Origin of the sequence: Paenarthrobacter sp. NPDC090517, from assembly GCF_044769165.1 — a bacterium.
Lineage (GTDB): Bacteria > Actinomycetota > Actinomycetes > Actinomycetales > Micrococcaceae > Arthrobacter.
This window is the reverse complement of sequence record NZ_JBIVXN010000005.1, coordinates 277,206-297,278: the sequence shown is the minus strand read 5'-3', so window position 1 is coordinate 297,278 and position 20,073 is coordinate 277,206. Positions and strand designations below refer to the sequence as shown.

The window sequence follows — 20,073 nt, the reverse complement described above, 5'->3', positions numbered from 1 at the left end:
TTAGGCGTTTGCCGGGACTGGTGCGTGGATTCGGAACTGGTTATCAAGCCGGCCGATCCCGTCGATTTCGGTGGTGAGGACGTCGCCGTCCTTGAGGAAGCGCGGCGGAGTCATTCCCATCCCCACTCCCCCAGGCGTTCCGGTGAGGACGAGGTCGCCGGGGCGAAGGGTGGTGAATTGTGAAATGTAGGAGAGCAGCTGCGCCGGACCGAACACCAAAGTGCTGGTGTTCCCCTGCTGCACGAGTTCGCCGTTGACGTAGCCGCGGACATCGAAATGTTCACCGGCTTCATCGGCCGTGACCATCACCGGGCCTACGGGCGTGGTGCCGTCCCAGGCTTTGCCTTGGAACCACTGCAGGGTCCGGTTTTGCCAGTCGCGCATGGAAACGTCATTGGCAATTGTGTAGCCGGCAATGGCCTCACGCGCCTGGGCTTCGTCCGCACGGAACAGTTCAGAACCCACGACGACGGCGAGCTCGGCCTCCCAGTCGACGCGGCCACTGCCATGGACTTCCACGGCGTCGTTTGCTCCCACCAGGGTGTCAGCGTATTTGGCGAAGAGGGTGGGGTACTCGGGAAGCTCGCGTCCCATTTCCTGGATGTGGTCACCGTAGTTCAGTCCGCAGCAGATGACTTTGCCGGCGCGGGGAAGGAGCGGTGCGAGGTGGGCTTCGGCTTCCGCGATGATTTTCTGCTCCTTGGACGCGGCAGCCCCTTTTGCCTTCTCGACGACCGACCGCCACTCCGGCTGAGCCAGGAGGGCCCCCACGTCAGTGGCGGGCAACGTGAGGTAGGAGCCGGCACCAGTGGCGAGTGCCGCCGTCGTACTTCCGCCGGCCGTGCGCAAGGTGGCTAGTTTCATTGCGGGGTTCCCTTCGAGATTTTGTGATGTGTCGACTTTTTTACGATCGTCACATATGCTCAACGTAGCACGGCGGAAATGATCTGCACAGAGGCTTTCCAAAAGTTTTTGCAGCTGCCACAACGAGGAGGAACAGCATGAGCCACCAGACGATCAACCCGGAATCGCTGCCCAAGCCATCGGGCTTCGCGCACGGCATCCTTGCCGGAAACACTGTCTTCCTGGGCGGGCAGACTGCCCTGGACAAGAACATGAACATCGTTCCCGGCGGGATCGTGGAGCAGTTCACGCAGGCGTTCTCCAACGTGATCACCACCCTGCGGGAGGCCGGCGGAGAGCCCGAAGACCTGGTCAACGTGACCATCTACCTCACCGACGTGGACGACTACATGGCGAACGGCCGCGAAATCGGACGAATCTGGCGGGAAATGGCGGGCTCGCAGTACCCCGCAATGGCCGGCATCGGCGTCACGCGCCTCTGGCAGAAAGAGGCCCTGATCGAAATCCAGGGCATCGCGGTGATTCCGGAACGCTAAACCTCTGGCCCTTGCGGTGCCCGTGGTGAAGCATGTCCCTATGGGAACCGTCACCGAATATCTTGAGGGCGTCAGCGAGGCCAACCGCTCGATTCTGGCGCGGATTGTGGGGATCGCCCGCGAGTTGGCCCCCGACGCCGAAGAAGGCATCAGCTACGGAATGCCCGCGCTGCTGGTTGATGGCAAGGGCTTCCTGAGCGTGCAGGAAACCACAAAGCACCTGGCCCTGTACCCGTTCAGCGGGCAGATCCTCCCGGAGATGTCGGAGGAGCTTGGGGGTTATTCGTGGTCGCCGGGAACGCTGCGGTTTTCTGCGGATAATCCCGTGCCGGACTCCATGGTGCGGCGGATCCTGGAGACGCGGTTGGCAGCGATCCGGAAATAGTCCCGTCCGGACCCAACTGAGTCGCAGTTCAGGCCGTTTTGAGCCCTCATAACGGCATGATCTGCGACCTACTTGGGTGGGTTAGTGCTTGGCGGAAACATCCTGCGAGATGGCGTTGGCCGTCGCGACCACTTCCTGGCGCACGGCGTCGAGGTACTTCACCGGGTTCGGCTGGGACGCGACTGCCTGAGCTTGCAGGGACACGTTGATCGCGGCCACGTTGTCCCCATTGTTGTGGTTCCACACCGGCGCTGCAATGGACATCAGCCCGATCTCCAGCTCCTGGTCCAAAAGGCACCACCCTTGCGAACGGACATGCTCGACGGCGGCCCTCAAGTCGGGAACGCTGGCGACGGTTCGCGGCGTGATCGGCGTAAGTTCCGCCGTCGAGAGGTAGGCCTCGAACTTGGCCTGCGGCAAACCGGCCAGCAGGACGCGACCCATGGATGTGGCGTAAGCCGGGAATCGCGTGCCCACGGTGATCCCCACATTCATGATCCGGCGCGTGGCGACGCGGGCCACGTAGAAGATGTCCGGACCGTCCAGGACCGCGGCGGACGTCGACTCCCCCAGCTTCAGGCTCAACTGTTCCAAGTGCGGCTGTGCCAACTGCGGCAGGGACAACGCCGACAAGTACGAGTAACCAAGCTGCAGCACTTTGGCCGTGAGCGCGAAGGTCTTGCCGTCGGTGCGGACGTAGCCGAGCTCAACCAGGGTATGCAGGAACCTCCGGGCTGTGGCGCGCGTCAGGTCCGTGCGGGCTGCGACTTCGCTGAGGGTCATCACCGGGTTATTCGCGTCGAACGCCCGGATCACGGCCAGACCCCGTGCCAACGACTGAACATACTGGTCGCTGGCCTGCGGGGTTACTGGGGAATCTGGGGTAAGTGCGGAATCGGTCATGGTTACCAATCCTAGATTGCGTTGCGGGGCCTACTCTGCAGGCTAAGTTCCCGAAATACCCCGCAAAGCGGGCCTCACAACAAGGAGCGCGTAACTTGCGGGGCCCACTCTGCTTTCTTCAGGGGCAGGGGCACGAGCTCCTGAATTTCCTCGAACGTGCAGCCGAAGGTCTCGCGGACGGTGACGCCGTCGGGTCCTGTGAGGAACACACCTTTGTCCGTGTACACGCGGGTGACGCAACCGACGCCCGTGAGCGGGTAGGTGCACTGTTCCACGAGTTTGGACACACCCTCGCGCGTCAACAAAGTCATCATGACGAACACGTCCTTGGCACCTGTTGCGAGATCCATTGCGCCACCCACTGCGGGGATCGCGTCCGGGGCGCCGGTGTGCCAGTTCGCGAGGTCACCGGTGGCCGAGACCTGGAACGCACCGAGCACGCAGATGTCCAGGTGTCCGCCACGCATGATCGCGAACGAGTCAGCATGGTGGAAGTAGGAGGCTCCGGGCAGTTCGGTCACGGGGATCTTGCCGGCGTTAATTAGATCACCATCGACGTCATCCCCAAGGGCTGCCGGGCCCATGCCGAGCATTCCGTTCTCCGTGTGGAGCGTGATGTTCTGTTCCTCGGTGAGGTAGTTGGACACGAGTGTCGGCTGGCCGATGCCCAGGTTCACGAACGAGCCGGGGACGATGTCGCGGGCCACCAACTGGGCAAGTTCGTCGCGGCCCAGCGGCTTCTCTGACGTCTGGATGCTGGTTTGGGTGCTCATGATCAGGCCACCTTCTTGTTTGAGTCAGCAGAATCGGCTGGCCCGGCAGAATCCACGCGGACCACGCTGTTGACGTAAATTCCGGGGGTCACCACGTTCTCAGGGTCCAAGGAACCGGTGGGCACGATTTCCGAGACCTGCACGATGGTGTGCTTGGCCGCGGCAGCCATGATGGGCCCGAAATTACGGGCGGTCTTGCGGTAGACAAGGTTGCCCTTGCCGTCGGCCTTGAGTGCCTTGATCAGGGCGACGTCAGCGTGAATGGGGGTCTCAAACACCTGCCATTTCCCGTCCAGCAAACGGGTTTCCTTGCCCTCAGCCAACGTGGTGCCGTATCCGGTGGGCGTGAAGAACCCGCCAATACCGGCACCCGCGGCACGGATACGCTCGGCCAGGTTGCCCTGCGGAACGAGTTCCAGCTCGATCTCACCGGCGTGGAACTTGGCGTCGAAATGCCAGGAATCGGACTGCCGCGGGAAGGAACAGATCATTTTGCGCACCCGGCCTTCCTTGATCAGCAACGCGAGCCCCTGATCGCCCTGGCCGGCGTTGTTGTTCACCACGGTGAGGTCCTTCGCCCCGCAGTCCATCAGGGCGTCGATCAGTTCGAACGGCTGCCCGGCGTTGCCGAACCCGCCGATCATCACGGTGGACCCGTCCTTGATGCCGGCGACAGCTTCGCCAACAGTGTCAATGAAATTCAGCATGAGCCTTTACCCTTCTATGCCGACGCGCCGGCAGTGACGTTTTCGAGCACCACGGCCAGGCCTTGGCCCACGCCGATGCAGATCGCTGCGACGCCCCAGCGCTGGCCTGAGGCCTGCAGGGAACGGGCCAGCGTGCCGAGGATGCGCGTACCGGAAGCGCCCAGCGGGTGGCCCATGGCGATCGCGCCGCCATGCTGGTTCACGATTGAGGGGTCGATCCCCCACGCGTCAATGCACGCCAGCGATTGCGCGGCGAACGCTTCGTTAAGTTCGACGGCGCCAACTTGGTCCCAGCCGATGCCCGCCTTCGCGAGGGCCTTGTTCGCGGCCTCCACTGGGGCGAAGCCGAAGAACTGGGGATCATTGCCGTGCGCACCACGACCGGCGATGCGCGCCAACGGGTCCAAGCCCAGAACCCCAGCGGCGTTCTCAGTACCGATCCACGCCGCCGAAGCACCATCAGACAAAGGCGAGGCATTCCCGGCGGTGACCGTGCCGCCGTCGGGCCCCGAAGACTCAGGCCGGAACACCGTCTTCAATCCCGCAAGCTTCTCAGCCGAAGACCCGGCACGGATGCCCTCATCCCGGACCAGGTCAGTGCCCGGAACCTGTGTCACCAACGAATCGTAGAAACCCTCGTTCCACGCCGCATCGGCCAGATTATGCGAATCCGCCGCAAAAGCATCCTGGCGTTCCCGCGTGATGCCGTACTTCTCGCGCAGCCGCTCCGTGGCCTCGCCAAGGGAGATGGTCCAGTCCTTGTTCATGGCCGGGTTCACCAGGCGCCAACCCAGAGTGGTGGACGCGAGTGTCATGTCACCGGCCGGGTAGGGCTTGGACGTCTTCGGCAGCACCCACGGCGCACGCGACATCGACTCGGCACCGCCCACCAGCATGAGTTCGGCATCGCCTGCATTGATTTGGCGGGAGGCAATGATCGCCGCATCCAGGGAGGAACCACAAAGACGGTTCACCGTGGTGCCCGGTATGGAGACCGGGAGACCAGCCAACAGCGTAGCCATGCGGGCGACATTGCGGTTTTCCTCGCCGGCGCCGTTGGCGTTGCCGAACACCACCTCGTCGATCCGCTCAACATCCAGCCCCGGCGCCCGGCGAACGGATTCGCGGACCACGTGAGCGGCAAGGTCATCCGGGCGGACAGCAGCAAGTCCGGAGCCGAACTTGCCAAAGGGCGTGCGCACGGCGTCGTACACGAAAGCCTGATTCATGGGTTTTCCTTGTTCTCTCTGCCCAACCAGGTCGCAGTTCAGGCCGTTCTAAACGCTGAAAACGGCCTTAACTGCGACTCAGTTGGGTTCGTTGGCGTCGATTTCGGCGAATACTTTTTGGGCCGTCTTGAAGGCCGAATTAGCCGACGGCACGCTGCAATAGATGGCGGTCTGCAGCAGGATTTCCTTGATTTCGTCCCTGCTCAGGCCGTTGTTGAGGGCTGCCCGGATATGCATGGCCAGCTCCTCCCAGTGACCGTGCGCCACCAGCGCCGTGAGGGTGACAGCGGAGCGCATTTGCCGGTTCAGGCCGGGCCGCGTCCAGATGCCGCCCCAGGCAATCCTGGTGATCATGTCCTGGTAGTCCTCAGTGAAGGAATCCTTGCCGGCGTTGGCGCGGTCCACGTGAGCGGCGCCCAGCACTTCGCGGCGGACCACCATGCCGGCGTCGTAAATGTCCTGGGCGGTGGCGTCGGGCTGGACTGCGCCATTCCGGGCCAAGCTATCGGGGGAAGAAGTGCTCATCGTCCGTTCTCCTTCATGAAGGTGCGCATCAAATCAGCCACAGCGGCCGGCGCCTCGGCAGGCGCAAGGTGGGCGACGCCGTCGAGTGCCACCGCCTGGGCAGTACCGCCTCCGGCGCTGATGCCAGCGGCAACAGCTTCAGCCATGGACGGCGGCGCTACCGAATCCTCGACGCCGGCAATCACCTGCGTGGGGACGGTGATGCTGTTGAGTTGCTCGCGGACATCGAACACGGCGAGGGCTTCACAGCAGAACGCGTAGCCGAAGCGGTCGGCGTCGCGTAGGGCGTGCAGGAGCCGGCTGCTGATTTCCGGCTGGCGGTCCATGAAACCGGGACCGAACCAGCGCTCGGCGGAGCCTTGGATCATGACAGGGGTGCCGAGTTTGCGCACCGTTTCCGCGCGCTCCAGCCAGCCTTCCGGTGTGCCGAGCTTGGCGCCACTGCACTGGACGGACAGGCTGAGCAGTCGGTCACCGTGCTTGATTCCGAGCTGCAGGCCGGTGGCCCCACCGAGCGAGACGCCCGCGTAATGGAACCTCGCGCCCGGCGAAACAGAGTCAACGAGATCGACGACGGCGTCAGCCAGTTCCGCCACATCGAAACCTTCGGTGACGGTCGGCGAGATGCCGTGGCCGGGGAGGTCCCAGCCGATGACGTCAAAGTCATCGCCAAGAAGTGCCGCGGTTTCGGTCCAGAGAACAGTGGACGTACCCAGCGACGGACCCACCACAAGGAGCGGATTGGTTCCCGGTTCGCGCTGCGGGGAGAGCAGCACGGCCTTCACAGTTGGCTTAGCCACGGGCGGTTCCCTTCGAAGAGGTTCCAGTGAATTGCGGGTAAGAAGCAAGGATCCGTCGGCCGATCTCCTGGGCTTCCCCGAGGTAGCTCGCGGGGTCAAGCAGCGCTTCGAGCTCCGCATCCGAGAGCTTGGCCGCAGGGACGGTTTCGCGCAGCAGCTTGATGTAGATGCGGGACTGTTCCCCTGTGGGCGCCTTGAGGGTTTCGTCGACGACGGCTTGCAGCTTCTGCTTTCCTTCCTCGCCCAGGAGAGGCGCGACGGCGGCCGTCACGCCTTCGCTGAGCAGCAGCGGTCCCGAGATCTCGAGGTTCCGGCGCATGGCATCGGGGAAGACACGGAGGCTCTCCGTGAGTTCACTGAGGTGTCCGGCAGCGCCCAAGGCCAACGCCAGCAACTGCCGGAGAGCGGGCCACTCACTGTGCCAGGCACCGTCCGGCCGCTCATCGTTGAAGGTGGCGGCGGCGAGGTGCAATTGCGATGCGAGTCCGGGCGCCTGCAATGCCGCGCTACGGATCAGTACGGACAGCACAGGGTTTTGCTTCTGCGGCATCGCCGAGGAAACTCCGCGGCCAGCGGCCAGGGGTTCGCCAACTTCCCCAACTTCAGGACGGCTCAGGAACAGCAGGTCCGCGGCGATCTTCCCGAAGGAATCAAGGAGGGCAGCGAGGCCATCCCCCAGGGCTGTGACTGCGAGGCGATTGGTGTGCCAGGGAGCGGGAGCTGGTGCAAGGCCAAGCCGGGAGGCCAGGGAATCAGCCAGATCGAACGGCGTGGAAGCAGATCCCGCAGTCAGCTTGGTCCCCGAAGCCAGAGTTCCTCCGGCTCCGCCGAACTGAACCGGCAACTGAAGCGACTCCAGCCGAGCAGCCGCAGCCGCGACGCCCTGGAACCACTGTGCAGCCCTGAGCCCGAATGTGTACGGAAGGGCGTGCTGCGTCAGGCTCCTGCTCACGCACAGCGTGTCCGCATGCTCTCCGGCCAAGGTGGCGAGCGCCGTCGTCGTGCGCTTCACGTTATCCAGCAACGCAGAGATGGTGCGGCTGGCGAGGAGCATCAAGGCGGAGTCGAGGACGTCCTGGCTGGTCAGCGAGGTGTGGACAGCGGTTACCGCGCCGGCGTCCAAGGATTTCACCCGGGCGCGAAGGTCGCCGAGCAGCGGAATGACCGGGTTGCCGCCACCCTGGGCACGTTCCGCCACAGAAGCTGCGTCATATGAGCCGGCATCGGCGGCTTCGGCCACCGCAGCGGCGGAGCCGGCCGGGACCAGCCCCGCTTCCTCGAGGACGGCAGCCCAGGAGGCTTCGACGTCGAGAATTGCCGCGATGACGGCATGGTCGCCCGTCAGTGCCGCCACAGCGGGCGACGCCGAGACGGGGCTGAGGAGGCCGAAGTCGCCGTCGGTCATGCTTGGTTTTCCGTTGAAGGATGGTCCGCGTTGACGCTGGTTTCCAGCGAGCCGTCCTGCTGGAAGTCCAGGAAGACGGTCTCGTCACCGCCCTGCAGGCGGATATCCCAAGTGAGGCCGCCGTCGGGGTCGCGGCGGGCGATGAGCGTCTTGCGGCGTTCAGGTTCCAGGGAGCGCAGCAGCGGGTCGTTGGCCAATGCTTCCTCGTTTTCCGGCAGGTACACGCGGGTGAAGAGGCGGTTCATGAGTCCCCGGGCGAAGACGGCTACGGAGATGAAGGCTGCAGCGCCGGGAGCCGTGGGGCCGGGGTTTACGGTGGTGAAGGTGTACACGCCGGAGTTGCCCACGGAGCCGCGGCCCCAGCCGGTGAACGTGTAGCCGTCGCGGACCAAGGAGCCGGTGCGCTGAACAATGTTGCCGTCGGAATCCGGCTGCCAGATCTCCAGGATGGCGTCCGGGATAGTGCTGCCAGAGCCGTCATAGACCGTGCCCTGGAGCCGGATGCTGCCAGGGCTGCCCGGTGCCAGCAGCTCATTGTCTTTGTTGAAGGGAAGTGCGTAGCCGTAGAACGGGCCTACGGTTTGGCCCGGTGTGGGTGTCAGCTTGGTCATGCGCTTACTCCTCGTCCCCGGCGTCGCCGTATGCTTCGTTCTCTGTCCAAGTCCGCTTGGAACCGGTCAGGATGATGTCCCACTTGTAGCCGAGCGCCCATTCGGGGCTGGTGAGCTCGTGATCATACTCAGCCACGAGGCGGTCGCGGGCGTCCTGGTCCACTATCGATTGGTAGATCGGATCCAGCGGGAAGAGCTGGTCGCCCGGGAAGTACATCTGGGTGACGATTCGCTGCGTGAACTCGGTGCCGAACATGGAGAAGTGGATGTGCGCGGGACGCCAGGCGTTCAGGTGGTTCTTCCATGGGTACGCGCCGGGTTTGATGGTGGTGAAGCTGTAGGATCCGTCGTCACCGGTGATGCAACGGCCGACGCCGGTGAAGTTCGGGTCCAGCGGCGCGGGGTGCTGATCGCGTTTGTGGATGTAGCGTCCGGCGGCGTTGGCCTGCCAGATTTCCACGAGTTGGCCGGCAACAGGGCGCCCGTCGCCATCAAGGACCCGGCCTGCAACGATGATGCGCTCACCCTGGGGTTCGCCGTTGTGCTGGATAGTCAGGTCGGATTCCAGCGCGTGGACATCCTGGTGGCCGAATGCGGGCGAGTAGAGCTCGATGGTCTCCGGGTCCGCGTGGTGCAGGCTCTTGGTGGGGTGGCGCAGGATGCTGCTGCGGTACGGCGCATAGTCCAGGCGGGGCATGGTCTCCGGCCCCCGGCCGTTCTTCAGGGCCGCGGCGTAGCGGTCGCTAATGCCTTTCATCTCAGCACTGAGGTCCGCTTGGGTTTCCACCTTCTTGGGGGAAACGTGCGCGGCATGCGCCTCTGCAGGCGGCACGAGTTCCTCGGATTCGAGCGCTTGTGCAGTAGTCACTTGCGCGATCTTTTCTTGCGGCACGGCTGGCTCCTTTCGGTTTATGGGTTCTTGTTGGTTTACGGGCCTAAACCCGGTGGAGCGAGTCGTATTGGACGGCGTGGCGCACTGGTGCGTTGGGCGCCCCGTAGCCGTCGTAGTTGCCCCGACGTTCCACCATTTCGAAGAACACACTGCCCACGGTGGCGGTGTAGAAGTGGAGAAATTCGCCGTTGGCGTCCCGGTCATACAAGAGGTTGAACTCCTTGAGGATTGCCAGGAAGCCGGGTTCAAGATCGAATCGGGCGTCCAGGTCCTCGTAGTAGTTGGCCGGAATCTGCAGGAACTCGAGGCCGCGATCTCGGGCAGACCGGGCAGTCGCCACGAGGTCGTCCACAGCGAAGGCGATGTGTTCCTGGTAGGTTTTGCGGGCTGCTTGTGCCTGCTGCGCGGGTGCCAGGTTCAAGACCAGCCTGACCGCTCCGTTGCTGGTCTCCATGACCTGCGAGCGAACCAGCCCACTGGGGCTGGGGACCTCGGCGAACGGCTGCGGTTCAAGGGCAAGGGCACTGGTGTAGAAGAGGACAGCTTCGTCAAAGTGCTGCCAAGGCTGGGCCAGGTTCACGTGGTCAATGACAGCGTTCTGCGGCGCTGCGAAGTGATCCAGCCCTTCGCCGAATTCATGCGTCCACGCAGCTGTGCCATCCGGGCTGCCCTGGCAAAGGAAGATCTCGGTGGAGTCCGGAGCTGAGATGCCTTGGAAGACTTCCTCGTCGGCCTGAACCTTGCGGGCCACCACGGGCGCCTTGAGTTGCTGGGCGCGAGCGGAGGCAATCACTGGCGAATCGACGTCGAACCCCAAAGCGGCGATAGCAGGTTCCGCGTGCGATGCCGCTTGCTCGTTGATGATCACGCGGGCCTGGCCCATGGTCCAGAGCTGGACGTCCTTGGTGCGGTGCCGGCCCTCGAATTCAAAACCGAGCTGGCCCAGCAGCTTCTCCAGCTGAGCGGTGTCGTCCGCCTTGACCTCGGCGAAGTTGAAACCTGCGGGTTCGTTCACCTTGGGCAGCGTGGCCAGTTCCATGGGATAACGACGCCGGGACGCACCGCCGTTGCCGGCTGCGGCATCCGCTTCTGTGGGGCTGCTTGCGAGCCACTTGGCGCTCTGCTCCTCCAGCCAGATCAGGGAGCGCATCGCATCCACGGCGGTACGCTCGGTGTCCGACTGGCGGAAGACGTCGTTGAAAACCTCGAGGGATACAGGACCCGTGTAGCCTGCCCGGACCACGTGGCCCATGAACTTTGCGAGCTCAAACTGGCCCTCACCCGGGAAAACGCGGTAGTGGCGGCTCCAGGAGAGCACATCCATGGACAGTTTAGGGGCGTCGGCGACCTGGACGAAGAAGATCTTGTCCGCGTTGATGTTCTCGATCGGGGCAGTGTCCCAGTCGCGGGAAAGGATGTGGAAGGAGTCCAGGCAGGTGCCGAGGTTGGGATGGTCAACCATTTCGACCAAGCGGTACGCGTGCTCGTAGTCGTTGACGTGCTTGCCCCAGGCGAGGGCTTCGTAAGCAACCTTGACGCCGTGGTCCCCCGCCAATTCAGCGAGTTCTGCCAGCTGCCCGGCCCTGAGGTCGTCGTCGTCGATGGTGGCCGTGGCGACGTTGGAGCAGACCAGGATAGTGTCCATGCCAAGGCGTTCCATCAGGTTGAACTTGGCCTCGGCCCGGCGAAGGTTGGCCTTCAGCAGCTCAGGAGTGACGCCGTCGAAATCGCGGAACGGCTGATAGAGGTCCAATCCCAGGCCGAGGTCCGCGGCCATTTTCCGGACGTCTTCAGGGCTGTGCGGGGACGTGACGAGGTCCTGCTCGAAGATCTCGATTCCGTCGAAGCCCGCGATTGCACAGGCCTGCATCTTCTCCTTCAGTGTGCCGGACAGGCAGACCGTGGCGATTCCGGTGCGCATCAGTTGCCCGCCTTCGTCAGCTCGGGGGTCCGCGCAGCCGCAGCGTCCTCCACTGCGATCAACTCCAGGAAGTGCGCCCGCATCCGTTCACGATCAGCTTCGCGTCCGGTGATGAGTTGGAAGGCGTCGGCCGCCTGGCCGATTGCCATCCGGCCTCCGTCGAGGACGTCGCAGCCCTTGGCACGTGCCTCGCGGACCAGTTGCGTTTCGATAGGGCGGTACACGATGTCCGCCACCCAGTGGCTCGGTTCCAGGAGATCCACGTCGAGGGGCAGGCCCGGGTGCGCGGCCATGCCCATCGGCGTGCAGTGCACCAGGCCGTCGGCCAGGGGCATGATCTCGCTTAGCTCCGCGGGAGTGCGCGGCGTGACTGTGGCCGCCGGGAAAAGTCCGCCGAGTTCGGCCGCACGTTCCGCGGCGCGGGATGGCTCCATGTCCACCAGGTCCAGCGTGTTGACGCCGGCTTTGAGGAGCGCGTACGCGACGGCCGAACCAGCTCCTCCTGCGCCGAGTTGGACCACGCGGTCCAGTTTCGCATCCGGGAGGCCGTTGCTGAGGGCTGCGCCAAAACCGGAGAAGTCTGTGTTGTGGCCGATGAACCGACCGTCTTGGATGAGGACCGTATTGACGGCACCCAGCCTGCGGGCGTCGTCGGAAATTTCATCCAGGTGCTCAAGCACCAGTTGCTTGCAAGGGTGCGTGATGTTCAGGCCGTTGAAGCCCATGCGCTGGGCTGCGGTGAGGAGGTCCCCGACGGCGGTGGCCGGCAATGCGAGTTCCAGCAGGTCGAGGGGGCGGTACAGCAAGCGAAGGCCCTGCACGTCGGCTTCGCGTTCGTGCATGGGCGGCGTGAGCGAGGGCGTGACGCCTTCGCCTATGAGGCCCACCAGAACGGACTCGGCTCGGTTGCTCATCCTAAAGCTCCTTTGACTTCAGCACCTCGGGTCTTTGGCGCTAGCTGAGGCGCCGCCCGACCGGGTGTTATTTAGATTACTACAAGTGTTCATATTCCGCACGCCTGTTCTTATCGCGAACAATTCCGACGGGCGGTGCGTTGTGAGGCCCGCTCTACACCCTCCGGCGCCCATTTGGCACGCAGAGCGGGCCTCACAACGAAGGCGGCGGAAGTTGCGGGGCCTACTCTGCAGTGCACCCCAGGGGTCTGCCGCGCATGTCAGGCCCCGCAACGAGGAGGTCATCGCTGGGGCAGTCGTGCCGCGAGCTCAGCCGCGGCTTCCTGCAGGGTGGGTACGTGCGCAATGAGTTCCTCCATGGTGAGGCGGAAGACCGGCACCGCAGTGGCGAGCGATGCGAAGGCGTGGCCCTGCGAGTTGAGGACGGGCACCGCGACCGCGCGCATGCCGATCTCGTTTTCTTCATCCATCACGGCATACCCCTGACGGCGCACCTGCTCGATTTCTTCCCGGAACTTGTCGCGGTCGGTGATGGAGTGTTCGGTGAGCGGATCCAAGGGAAGCTCCTCGAGAAGCCGCTTACGCTCGACCTCCTCCTCGAACGCGACGATCGCTTTCCCCACAGAGGTGGTGTGGAGTGCGCCAAGATGGCCCGGGTCACTCGTGACGCGGAAGGTCTTGGGGCCATCCACCTTGTTCACAGTGAGGTGGTGATTACCGTCGCGCACGGACAAGATGGTTGCCTCATTAGTGCGCTCGGTGACGCGTTGGAGGACGGGCAGCGCGGTGGCAGCAAAGCCATGGTGGTTGGAGACCCTCTGGCCAAGCTGGAACACGCGCAGGCCCAGGTGGTACCGGCGCCCATCGGGCTCGTAATCCACAAAGCCGTCACGGGTCAACGAACCCAGGAGTCGGTAGGTGGTGCTGAACGGAAGGTTCGCACTCCTCGCCAAGTCCGCAGCACTTGCCCCGCGGGGCTCATTACCCAGCAATACCAACAGGCTCAAGGCCTTGCCGACCATATCGGTCTTTGTGTCCTCTTTCACACTCATAACTCGATGCTCTCACATAGTGAGAGCTATTTCTAGATGGTGGAGACTTCTCTTGACAAGTGACCCCACTCACAGCCACTATTGCTGTATTACACAAGTAGCTCTCACCATGTGGTTACTTGTGAGGGATCGACCGGCCGCACCTCGCTTGGGTCTCCCCACAGAAGCCAGATCCGCGACATCGTCGTCACAGAAGGAACACCCATGAGCCAAACAATGCCGTCAGCGACGCCAGGCACTGAAACCACCGCCGGAACACCCAAAAAAGCCGCGCTTGCCAGCTTCCTGGGCAGCGCCGTCGAGTACTACGACTTCTTCATCTTCGGTTCTGCCGCGGCCCTGATCTTCCCCCACGTGTTCTTCCCCTCCGCGGATGCCAATGCGGCCATCATGTCGTTCGCGACCTTCGGCTTCGCCTATATCGCCCGCCCCGTGGGCGCCGTGATTCTGGGTCACTTCGGTGACCGGATCGGCCGGCAAAAGGTTCTCATGTTTACGCTGGTCCTCATGGGTGCAGCAACCTTCGTGATTGGCTGCCTCCCCGACTTCAAGACCATCGGCTGGTGGGCCCCGGTCCTGTTGGTCGTCGCCCGTCTTTGCCAAGGACTTTCTGCCGCTGGTGAGCAGGCCGGCGCTTCGTCCATGACTTTGGAGCACGCCCCGGACAACCGCCGTTCCTTCTTCACCTCCTGGACCCTCACCGGCACCCAGGGCGGCCAGATCCTCGCTGCCTTGGTGTTCATCCCGGTGGTGGCGCTGCCCGACGACATCAAGTACGGCATCGGTTGGCGTATTCCGTTCTGGTTGAGCGCCGTGGTTGTCCTGGTGGCCTTCTTCATCCGCCGCACCCTCCACGAGCCGCCGGCCTTCGCAGAAGCCAAGAAGAACAATGAGATTTCCAAGCTCCCCGTTGCCGATCTCCTGAGGCTGCACTGGCGCGACGTTCTCCGCGTAGTCTGCTGCGCCTTCATCGCCGCAGTGAGTACGGTCTTTGGAACACTGGCCATCAAGTACGCCCAGGATGTTGCCGGCGTCAACAGCACCATCACACTCTGGCTGGTGGTTGCAGCCAACGTTGTTGCCCTGGGAACGCAGCCGCTGTTCGGCATGCTCTCGGACAGGATCGGACGAAAGCCCGTGTTTATCTACGGAGCCCTTTCCAGCGCGATCATGACGCCGGTGTTCCTGCTGACCCTGGAAGGCGGCAACGTGCCGCTGATGTTCCTGGTCTCCGTGGTGTTCTTCTCCTTCGGCTACGCCGCCGCCAACGCCGTATGGCCGTCCTTCTACGGCGAAATGTTCAGCACCAAGGTCCGTTTTTCCGGTTTGGCCATTGGCACCCAGTTGGGCTTCCTCATGGCGGGCTTCGCACCGGCCATCGTCACAGCTTTGGGTGGCACCAAGCCCGGTGGATGGGTCCAGATCTCAATCTTCACCGCGGTGATCTGCGTGATCGCAGCTGTGTCGGCCATGACCGCCCGCGAATCAGCCAAAACTCCCACCACGGAGCTCGGCCTGCACAAGCAAGTTCACTAAGAACCCAGCACTAAGAAATCCCTGAGCTCCTTCCCGGTTACCGGGCCTGGGGCGCGGAATGCCCGGCACGTCTTCCTGACCTGCCGGGCATTTCGTTGTCCCGAGGCTTTTGCTGCGTGGACAACGGAAATCAGGACCTATCGAGGGTCCAGTACCACCGTTTGGAACGCTCCCCGGCCCGTACCGGCGTACAGGAATAGTGTCCCGTCGCCGGTCACGCCAACTACGGAAGGATTGCCCGCGCCGGTAAAGGCATTACCCAAGGCTGCGAAGGAAGTGAACATGTTCCATCCAGCGCCCATGCCCACCCGGGCCAGGAAGCCTCCGTTGCCGTTGCCCGGGTATAGCCAGAGCGCGCCATCAGTTCCGCGCGCCATGATGTCTTCCCGGCCATCGCCGTTAAAGTCGCCACCCTGCATCACCGAATTGAAGATGTTCCAGCCCGTGCCAATCTGCCGCCACGGCTGGAAACCTCCAACGCCGTTACCCGGGTAGAGCCACAAGCTTCCATCGGCAGCCCGCGCGACGAGATCCGCTTTGCCGTCACCGGAGAAATCACCCGGCGCGAGCAGTTGAGTGAACCCCTGCCATCCTGTTCCGATCTGCTTACGGGCCAGGAACTGACCACGACCATCCGTCGGATACAGCCACAACACTCCGTCAGCAGCCCGCGCCACAAGGTCCGGGTGGCCATCGCCGTCGAAATCGCCTGCAGTGAGGACCGAATTAAACGCACCCCAGCCCGACCCCACCTGCACTCGCGGCAGGAAAGCGCCGGAACCATTGCCGGGGTAAAGCCACAGGACGCCGTCGTTGCCGCGGGCCAGGATGTCGGCGACCGCATCGCCGTCGAAGTCACCCGCCTCCCACACCTGGCTGAACTGGTTCCACCCGGCCCCGATGGCCAGGCGTTCGGCAAAACCTGAGCCGCTGCCCGGGTAGAGGCGCATGGTTCCCGCCGATGTCACCGTCAGGACGTCGGAGCGTGTGTCACCCGTGAAGTCTTGCCCGCCAACGATGTCACCCACGGTATTCCAGCCGCTTCCGACGGCGGTGCGCGGCGCGAAACCACCCCAACCATTGCCGGGGTACAGGTAGAGAGTGCCGTCGCTTGCCCGTGCGAGCAGTCCGGCTCCGGCGCCGCCAAAGGAACCGTCGGAGGTGATGCTGGTGAAGCCGTTCCAACCCGTACCGACCTGCGACCATGCCCGGAAGCCGCCCTGGCCATCGCTGGGGTAGAGCCAGAGCGTGCCGTCCGGCTTGGTGGCCATGACGTCGGGCCGGGCATCGCCGTCGAAATCCCCCACGCCAATGAGGTTCGAGAAGCCCTGCCAACCGGATCCCACCTGCCGTTTAGCGAGGAAGCCACTGTTCCCGTCCCCTGGATACAGCCACAGGACACCGTCGCTTGAGCGCGCCAGGATGTCGCCTCGACCGTCGCCATTAAAATCCGCGATACCCGTGATGGCGTCAAAGATGTTCCACCCGGAGCCGATCTTGCGGGGGTTATCGAGCCTGTTGCCGGGCAGGCCGGCGTAGAGCATCAACGAGCCGTCAGCCTCGCGGGAGAGGACATCGGCGAGCCTGTCGCCGTCGAAGTCGCCCGCCGAGAAGCGGATCTTCGCCGTGAGCTTGGGATCGGCAAAGATAGTGACCGACGCCGACGTAGTGGACACCGAATTGATGGTCACCTGGGTGCCGGTATAGGTGGTGAAAGTGCTGCCGGCCTGCCATGCGTGCTTGCTGGCGTACCAGGGTTCCTGGAACGGCTTGGTGGAAGGCATGAGGATCAGGGACGAAGCAATGGTGGCTCCGCCGCGCTGGACAATCTTGACGCCCCTGTTTCCGGCTGGCCGGCCGGAGTCATCGAGGTAGCTGTCATAGCCGGCTGCCTGCCGCAGCTCCAGGTAGTAGACCTCTTTGCTGATGGGATCCGTGAACTTGACGGCACGCTGGGCTTCGGTTCCGCCCCAAGGTTTGAGCGTGTAGGTCTTGGCGCCCGTGGCAACACCAACATCGCGGATTTCATCCCCACGGCCCAGCCCCGCGAAGTCCCACAGCGAGCTGCTGATCACGGGCGATGCGAATTGGGCTGCCCCCATGATGTCCGTGGTGTCGCCGTACTCCCGGATGTAGCAGGAAGGATCCGTGAACCGTCCGTTGACGTCAACTCCGACGTCCGATGCTCCACTGCCACACTGCAACGCGTCTGCATGCATGAGACCAATGACGTGCCCGAACTCGTGGCTCATCACGTTGTTCGTGAAACCGCTGATCTGCGGAAGGAGGACGCGGCCACTGTAGCTGCCGCTGCTGTATCCGGCTCCGAGGGCGTTGCCGGACAGAGTGGACGTAGGAATGAAAATCACCAGCGCCGTATACGGGCTCGCCGTCCACTTCAGTTCGCTGGTGATGGTGGACATGATGGTGCTGTAGCTATCCGTGGACTTCGCCTTGGATTGATGGCCGGCAACCTTGGTGTTCACCGTCATGGAAAGTTTGTTGGCTGTCATCGCTTTCCAGTAGTTGCTGGACGCGGCAACTGCCTGTTCGGCCCCGGTCATGGACACCGTATTAGTGTTGTCCGCCAGCTTGGCCGTGACCAGCCGAACGCGGATATCGCCGTTTGGTCCGGCAGCGGCCGGGCCTGCGTCTGGGGAGGTGTTGAACGGTGTGGCGAGCTCGGGCGGCTGCTCGAACGTATGCTCCGAGTGCGGGGTTCCCTCCACGAACTGGACATTTGGGTTGTCCGGCCCGGGCAACGGCACCGCCGTCGCGGGTGTTTGTACAAAAAACAGGCCGGTAGCAAACACCACCAAGCCTGTAGCCAACGCGATTGATCGCCGAAGCGCACCCATTTGATCTCCCCGGGACGGAGCCTGCGGTTCCTGTGAGTCTCAAGAACCGAGATCAGGCTACAGCCGGGTGGGCAGCGAGCCCGGCAGGCGTGGCTGGCAAAGTCGCCAACAAAGTGGAAACCGAACCATCCCGGAATGCTAACGGGACCCTAACCAGGCCGAAATACCGTGGCAACATTGCCGCGCCACACTGGAGTAGCCGGCAAGTGCAGGCACCAGCTCCAGCCAGGAGGAAACCATGCTGAAGGAAGCCACCACTCACAAAACACGTATACGTGCTATCAGTCAGCTCCACCGTGGAGACGAGATCGAAGCCCGCCTGTCCGTAGGGCCCGCTTACGATGACGTAGTGATCCGCCGCGGACGCGTCCAGGAAACGGCACCGGGAATCGGCGTGGTGTGGATCATGGACCACGCCTCCGGAGTGCGGAAAGCAATCAACACTGACGAATGCAGTGTTTGGCGCGTCGCCTGATCCGGCTTGACCCCAAACCCCTCTCAGCCGCCGGCCACGGATTGAATAATCAAAACCTCCTGGCCAGCCGCAACCTCCGTATCAAGACCGTTCACACGCCGGATCTCATCACCGTTCACGTAAATATTCACGTAGCGGCGCAGCGCCCCGGTTTCATCACGCAAACGCCTGGCAAGCACCGGATAATCTCCGGTTACCGAGTCCAGCAACTGTCCTACGGTCACAGCCCCGTCGGCGGACGCAGTCAGATAGGACTGTCCGCCCACAAGGGGCTGCAGGACACCAGGCAGCAGGACCGTATAGTCAGCCACTAGCGACCTACCCAAGCACCGGGGCGCTGGCTTTTTCTTCAGCGCCTGCCGGTATGCCAACCACGACGGCGGCGCGCACGCACAGCACGTCCGGCAAGTGCGCCGCCACTTCAGTAAATGTCTCGCCTTCGTCAGCACTGGCATACACCGCCCCACCGCGGGTTCCGAAATACACGCCGGTAGGTTCAGCGGTGTCCACAGAAGCGGCGTCCCTGAGCACGGCGTTGTATTCGTGGTCCGGGAGGCCCGTGTGCAGTTCTTTCCACGTTCCACCGGCATCGTCCGTGCGGTGGACGCTGAGCTTGCTGTCCGGCGGGATGCGTTCGCCGTCCGCTTTCAACGGGATCACCCAAGCGGTGCCCTCACGGCGCGGATGGGTCAGCATGACGAACCCAAAATCCGCCGGCAGCCCGTCCGCGATTGAGTCCCAGTTCTCGCCGCCATCGTCCGTGCGGTACACCCCGTGATGGTTCTGCGCGTACAAACGGTTCTCGACGGCGGCGTCCGCCGCGATCTTGTGGACGCACTGGCCGAACTCGGGGTTGGGATCAGGCATGAAGTAGGCCGAAATTCCCTTGTTGCGGGGCTCCCAGGAGGCACCGCCGTCGAGCGATCTGTAAACGCCGCCCGTACTCATGGCGATGTGGACCTTCTCCCCTGACGGATCAACCACAATGGAGTGCGCGGCCGCTCCGCCGTAGCCGGCGCCCCACTCGCTGCGGTGGGGGTGGTCCCAAAGTCCGCGGTTCAGCTCAAAGTGTTCACCGCCGTCGGTTGATTTCCACACCGAAATGGGCTCACAACCGGCCCACACAACGCCTGGTCGGGAGTCGGCGTCGGGGTATATCTGCCAGATGCGTTCAAGCGCGGCGTCCGTGCCGTCCGGAAATTTAATGGCGCCCTGCTCGGGCTCGGTCCATGTGGCGCCAAGATCATCGGAGTGGGCCACTGTGGGACCCCAGTGCTCGGATCGTACGCCAACCATGATTCGTGTATTGCCGTTCCTCGTGTCTATCCCGATGCTGGGAATCTCGCTCATCAGGAAGTGCGGGCCGGAGAGGGACCATTCCTTGCGGTCCGGGCTGGTTGCCAGCCACAGGCCTTTCTTGGTCCCGATCGCGATGACGTAACTCTCTGCAGTAGCCATGAACCCCATCGAACCATCAGTGCGTATGGGGGGCAACGGTTTTTTGGGCCTATGTGGATAGCCCGCATTCCGAACAAAACCCTCCTTACGGTTACAGTGCGCCCAAACCCCAAATCGTGACGCGAAAAACTGAAAAAACTTTTTCCGCCTGATCTGGCGTCCGTTGTCCACTGAGTGGCGAAAACGTGCTTGACTGTGGTTCGCGGTCAAGAGGCCGCAGCAACTTACT

The 20,073-nt window shown here is 63.3% G+C and carries 20 protein-coding genes; 4 read left to right on the top strand and 16 right to left on the bottom strand.

Annotation, left to right across the window (positions count from 1 at the left end; genetic code table 11):
* Entirely contained in the window at positions 1-864 is an 864-nt protein-coding gene (locus ACIQTW_RS17000) for a fumarylacetoacetate hydrolase family protein (protein WP_402939180.1), read from the bottom strand.
* A gap of 137 nt (positions 865-1,001) precedes the next feature.
* Here ACIQTW_RS17000 and ACIQTW_RS16995 point away from each other — a divergent pair, with 137 nt between their 5' ends.
* A complete protein-coding gene (locus tag ACIQTW_RS16995) occupies positions 1,002-1,400 on the top strand; it encodes a RidA family protein (protein ID WP_091463971.1) in 399 nt (132 codons plus the stop codon).
* 40 nt (positions 1,401-1,440) lie between these two features.
* Positions 1,441-1,785 carry an iron chaperone gene (locus tag ACIQTW_RS16990; RefSeq protein ID WP_091463973.1) on the top strand — a complete coding sequence of 115 codons (345 nt, stop codon included), beginning with the start codon at positions 1,441-1,443 and terminating at the stop codon, positions 1,783-1,785.
* Positions 1,786-1,866: 81 nt separating this feature from the next.
* Here the strand turns inward: ACIQTW_RS16990 and ACIQTW_RS16985 are convergent, their stop codons facing one another.
* The 12 genes from ACIQTW_RS16985 to ACIQTW_RS16930 form a co-directional block, all read right to left on the bottom strand.
* Entirely contained in the window at positions 1,867-2,688 is an 822-nt protein-coding gene (locus ACIQTW_RS16985) for an IclR family transcriptional regulator C-terminal domain-containing protein (protein ID WP_402939176.1), read from the bottom strand.
* Positions 2,689-2,762: 74 nt separating this feature from the next.
* Positions 2,763-3,461, bottom strand: a complete 699-nt coding sequence (locus ACIQTW_RS16980; protein ID WP_402939173.1) for a 3-oxoacid CoA-transferase subunit B — start codon at positions 3,459-3,461, stop codon at positions 2,763-2,765.
* A 2-nt stretch (positions 3,462-3,463) separates the two neighbouring features.
* A complete protein-coding gene (locus tag ACIQTW_RS16975) occupies positions 3,464-4,168 on the bottom strand; it encodes a 3-oxoacid CoA-transferase subunit A (RefSeq protein WP_402939170.1) in 705 nt (234 codons plus the stop codon).
* 14 nt (positions 4,169-4,182) lie between these two features.
* Positions 4,183-5,397, bottom strand: coding sequence for a thiolase family protein (locus tag ACIQTW_RS16970; protein ID WP_402939167.1), 1,215 nt, complete (start codon positions 5,395-5,397; stop codon positions 4,183-4,185).
* Between the two features lie 78 nt (positions 5,398-5,475).
* Entirely contained in the window at positions 5,476-5,922 is a 447-nt protein-coding gene (gene pcaC / locus ACIQTW_RS16965) for a 4-carboxymuconolactone decarboxylase (protein WP_402939164.1), read from the bottom strand.
* Positions 5,919-6,722 (bottom strand): alpha/beta fold hydrolase, encoded by an 804-nt coding sequence (locus ACIQTW_RS16960; protein WP_402939161.1) that lies wholly within the window; start codon positions 6,720-6,722, stop codon positions 5,919-5,921. The genes pcaC and ACIQTW_RS16960 overlap by 4 nt, the downstream gene beginning before the upstream one ends.
* A complete protein-coding gene (locus tag ACIQTW_RS16955) occupies positions 6,715-8,127 on the bottom strand; it encodes a lyase family protein (protein WP_402939158.1) in 1,413 nt (470 codons plus the stop codon). The genes ACIQTW_RS16960 and ACIQTW_RS16955 overlap by 8 nt, the downstream gene beginning before the upstream one ends.
* Positions 8,124-8,738, bottom strand: a complete 615-nt coding sequence (gene pcaG / locus ACIQTW_RS16950) for a protocatechuate 3,4-dioxygenase subunit alpha (RefSeq protein WP_402939155.1) — start codon at positions 8,736-8,738, stop codon at positions 8,124-8,126. Before pcaG ends, ACIQTW_RS16955 begins: the two co-directional genes overlap by 4 nt.
* A gap of 4 nt (positions 8,739-8,742) precedes the next feature.
* Positions 8,743-9,615, bottom strand: coding sequence for a protocatechuate 3,4-dioxygenase subunit beta (gene pcaH, locus ACIQTW_RS16945; RefSeq protein ID WP_402939303.1), 873 nt, complete (start codon positions 9,613-9,615; stop codon positions 8,743-8,745).
* 58 nt (positions 9,616-9,673) lie between these two features.
* On the bottom strand, positions 9,674-11,551 hold the full coding sequence (locus ACIQTW_RS16940) for a bifunctional sugar phosphate isomerase/epimerase/4-hydroxyphenylpyruvate dioxygenase family protein (protein ID WP_402939152.1): 1,878 nt from the start codon (positions 11,549-11,551) through the stop codon (positions 9,674-9,676).
* Positions 11,551-12,465 carry a shikimate dehydrogenase gene (locus ACIQTW_RS16935; protein ID WP_402939149.1) on the bottom strand — a complete coding sequence of 305 codons (915 nt, stop codon included), beginning with the start codon at positions 12,463-12,465 and terminating at the stop codon, positions 11,551-11,553. Before ACIQTW_RS16935 ends, ACIQTW_RS16940 begins: the two co-directional genes overlap by 1 nt.
* Before the next feature lie 281 nt (positions 12,466-12,746).
* Positions 12,747-13,517 carry an IclR family transcriptional regulator gene (locus ACIQTW_RS16930; protein ID WP_402939146.1) on the bottom strand — a complete coding sequence of 257 codons (771 nt, stop codon included), beginning with the start codon at positions 13,515-13,517 and terminating at the stop codon, positions 12,747-12,749.
* Positions 13,518-13,721: 204 nt separating this feature from the next.
* On the opposite strand from ACIQTW_RS16930, the gene ACIQTW_RS16925 reads away from it, so the two are divergent.
* Positions 13,722-15,053, top strand: coding sequence for an MFS transporter (locus tag ACIQTW_RS16925; protein WP_402939145.1), 1,332 nt, complete (start codon positions 13,722-13,724; stop codon positions 15,051-15,053).
* A gap of 137 nt (positions 15,054-15,190) precedes the next feature.
* On the opposite strand, the gene ACIQTW_RS16920 is transcribed toward ACIQTW_RS16925, so the two are convergent.
* Positions 15,191-17,911 carry an FG-GAP repeat domain-containing protein gene (locus ACIQTW_RS16920; RefSeq protein ID WP_402939142.1) on the bottom strand — a complete coding sequence of 907 codons (2,721 nt, stop codon included), beginning with the start codon at positions 17,909-17,911 and terminating at the stop codon, positions 15,191-15,193.
* A 238-nt stretch (positions 17,912-18,149) separates the two neighbouring features.
* Here ACIQTW_RS16920 and ACIQTW_RS16915 point away from each other — a divergent pair, with 238 nt between their 5' ends.
* The gene (locus tag ACIQTW_RS16915) at positions 18,150-18,386 is read left to right on the top strand and encodes a hypothetical protein (RefSeq protein WP_402939140.1); all 237 of its coding nucleotides are present in this window, start codon (positions 18,150-18,152) and stop codon (positions 18,384-18,386) included.
* A gap of 23 nt (positions 18,387-18,409) precedes the next feature.
* On the opposite strand, the gene ACIQTW_RS16910 is transcribed toward ACIQTW_RS16915, so the two are convergent.
* On the bottom strand, positions 18,410-18,697 hold the full coding sequence (locus tag ACIQTW_RS16910; RefSeq protein ID WP_402939138.1) for a MoaD/ThiS family protein: 288 nt from the start codon (positions 18,695-18,697) through the stop codon (positions 18,410-18,412).
* Between the two features lie 7 nt (positions 18,698-18,704).
* Positions 18,705-19,853, bottom strand: coding sequence for a WD40/YVTN/BNR-like repeat-containing protein (locus tag ACIQTW_RS16905; RefSeq protein WP_402939136.1), 1,149 nt, complete (start codon positions 19,851-19,853; stop codon positions 18,705-18,707).
* Between the last annotated feature and the right edge of the window lie 220 nt (positions 19,854-20,073).